This is a genomic window from Streptomyces alkaliterrae, from assembly GCF_007097205.2.
In the GTDB taxonomy this organism is placed as follows: Bacteria; Actinomycetota; Actinomycetes; order Streptomycetales; family Streptomycetaceae; genus Streptomyces; species Streptomyces alkaliterrae.
In genome coordinates this window covers 1-2565 of record NZ_VJYK02000491.1, presented here as the reverse complement: position 1 = coordinate 2565, position 2565 = coordinate 1, and the positions used below count along the sequence as shown (strand labels likewise).

Genomic DNA, 2565 nt, shown 5'->3' with positions numbered 1-2565 from the left:
GTCAGTTGTGTATAAGAGACAGGTGCACCCCACCACCGACACCGCCCGAGTTATCCACAGGCCGGTCGGAGCGAGCTGCGGGAGAGAACCGAGGCCCGCGAACCCGTGGCCCGCGGCTCAGGAGGGAACGCAGACCTCGCGACCTTTGAGCGTCGGGTTCCCGCGACCTACGACTTCGAGCAGCGGGAAGACGCAGCCGCGCGCGAGGTACGTTCCCCACTTCTCGGTCCCCGTGCTCATGCCCGGCAGGAGTGGCCCGTGCACCGTCCTGCTCCAGTTGGCCTTGCCACCCGTGGTGTTCTGCCAGCCGAGTCGCACGTGGACCGAGTCGCCCCTTCTCTTCCAGTAGCCGACCCCGATCGTGCCGCGCCGGCCGGCCTTCCCGGTGACGTCGATGCACAGGTCCCCGTTGCCGAGGTTGGTGCACCGCTGCACGTAGGCGTTCGGCCCCGCCACCCCGCCGGTCGCCGACCCGGCCGCGGCATGGGCGGGCGCGTTGGTCATCCCGAGTGTCAGCGCACCGGCGGCCACAACGCCGAGGGCACCCCTGAACGCACGCATGTTCCGGCAACTCCTCCGACTTGGCGAGATGACGTCCTTCCCATCCCCCGTACCAGGGTGCTCAGCGGCGACCGCGCCCCACAATCACCCGTTCGGTTGTTCTGAGTGACCGTCGGCCAACGCCGCGCCCGCGCCGTTCACGTCCACGGGTCACAGCCGGCGCCAGCCGCGCAGCGCGGGGGAGTGGCTGATCGCGCGGTCCGTGACGAGGCGGGCGGTGCCGAGCGCCGTGTGGTCGTCGGCTGCGCGCAGGAAGTAGGTGATCAGCGCCCGTCCGGGCGCCGGGGCGACGTGGATGTGCTCGATACCGTCCCGTGGGCTGGCCAGCGCCCACAGGATGTCCGACAGGCCCGGCGGCGGGGGAGCGGCACGGCGGTCGTCGGTGATCGTCACGACAGGGATGCGCATGCCGACCAGACTTGTCGCGGCGGGTGCCGCGGCGGCAGGGGCCGCCCGTGGCAGGAACCGGCTGGGCACGAACATGCCGGGCGTGGCATCATCGCGGCGGGCGCGCAACAAGCAACACGGGGGTGTGTGCTGTGCTGTCCGCACTCGGGGTCGACAACGCGTCCGAGGCCGTCTACCGCGTCATGCTCGACGAGCCGGACTGGGGAGTCGCCGAGATCGGCGCCCACGTCGGCCTGCCCGACGCCGAGGTCCACGCGGCGCTGGACCGGTTGACCGAACTCAGACTGCTGCGACCCAAGTTCGCCGACTCCTCGATCCTGCGCCCGGTCGGCCTCGACGTCGGCGTCCAGCTCCTGCTCGCCCGCCGCGAGGCGGAAGTACGGCGCGTGCAGGAGGAGTTCGCCGCGGGGCGCGCGGCGGTGCTGGAGCTCATGGAGTCCCGGTCCCCGACCGGCGGCGGTGACGGTGACCGGTACGAGGAACTGACATCCATCGAGCAGATCCAGGACCGGCTGGAAAGCCTCACCCACTCCTGCACCGATCGGCTGCTCTCCTTCCACCCCGGCGGCGCCCAACCGCGGGCCCAACTGGAGGCCTCCCGGCATCTGGACGAGGCCCTGCTGGACCGCGGCGTCACGATGCGCACGCTCTACCAGGACTCCGTGCGCAACGACCAGGACACGTTCCGGTACGCGCAGTGGCTCACCGAGTCGGGCGGCCAGGTCCGCACCGCGCCGGTGCTGCCGATCCGCATGGTGCTGTTCGACGGCACGGCGGCGCTGCTGCCCGTCGATCCCGACAACAGCGCGGCCGGCGCCGTGCAGTTCTCCGGCCCCGGCATCATCAGCGCGCTCGCCGCGCTGCACGACGAGGTGTGGCGACGGGCCGCTCCCTTCGGCACCGACGGCGACCGGGAACGCGACGAGGAGGGCCTGACCGGCCAGGAACGCGAGCTGCTGCGGCTGCTCGGCCAGGGCCTGACCGACGAGGTCGCCGCCCGACAGCTCGGCATCGGCGTCCGCACCGGGCGACGCATGATGTCCAGCCTGATGAGCCGCCTCGGCGCGCGTTCCCGGTTCGAGGCCGGCATCCTCGCCGAGCGGCGCGGCTGGCTGCCACCGACGTGAGCCAGGGCCGTGCGCCGGCCCTGCCCCCCGCATGAGCCTGCCCTCGCATGAGCCTGCCCTCGGCATGAGCCTGCCATGGCGGTTGCTGCCTGCCCGATCCCCTTCCGCACGCCTCCGCTACTGCGGCAACGTGGGTCTCGCCCGGCCGGGACGGCTCACGAGAACGGCTTACGAGAACGGCTCACGAGAACGGCGGCCGGGCGAGACCCGAACCCACTCGATCCGCGCAGGAGTATGCCCGTGTTCCGCCATTTCGCCCTGTTCTCCACCGCTTCCGTCACGGTGCTGGCCGTCGTCGCCCTGGGCGCGGCGGCCACCCCGGCCGCCGCCGGACAGACCGGCGCCCCGGCCGTCACCTCCCACACCGACCACGCCGCCGGCCCGGACGGCGACAACTCCACGACCACCGCCACCGAGGACAGCGCCGGCTGGAGCTGACGCCTCAGCGCCCTGTCAGCCGCCCCCCGGC

4 protein-coding genes are annotated in these 2565 nt (G+C 72.4%); 2 read left to right on the top strand and 2 right to left on the bottom strand.

Annotation, left to right across the window (positions count from 1 at the left end; all coding sequences use genetic code 11):
- Nucleotides 1-117: 117 nt before the first annotated feature.
- The gene (locus FNX44_RS25970; protein ID WP_228450248.1) at nt 118-561 is read right to left on the bottom strand and encodes a hypothetical protein; all 444 of its coding nucleotides are present in this window, start codon (nt 559-561) and stop codon (nt 118-120) included.
- A 150-nt stretch (nt 562-711) separates the two neighbouring features.
- Nucleotides 712-969 (bottom strand): hypothetical protein, encoded by a 258-nt coding sequence (locus FNX44_RS25965; RefSeq protein ID WP_143651417.1) that lies wholly within the window; start codon nt 967-969, stop codon nt 712-714.
- A gap of 131 nt (nt 970-1100) precedes the next feature.
- Between FNX44_RS25965 and FNX44_RS25960 the strand changes: the two genes are divergently transcribed.
- Nucleotides 1101-2096: a LuxR C-terminal-related transcriptional regulator gene (locus tag FNX44_RS25960; RefSeq protein ID WP_323369676.1), complete on the top strand. Its 996-nt coding sequence runs from the start codon at nt 1101-1103 to the stop codon at nt 2094-2096.
- Nucleotides 2097-2336: 240 nt separating this feature from the next.
- On the top strand, nt 2337-2534 hold the full coding sequence (locus FNX44_RS25955; protein WP_143651416.1) for a hypothetical protein: 198 nt from the start codon (nt 2337-2339) through the stop codon (nt 2532-2534).
- The last annotated feature ends 31 nt before the right edge of the window (nt 2535-2565 follow it).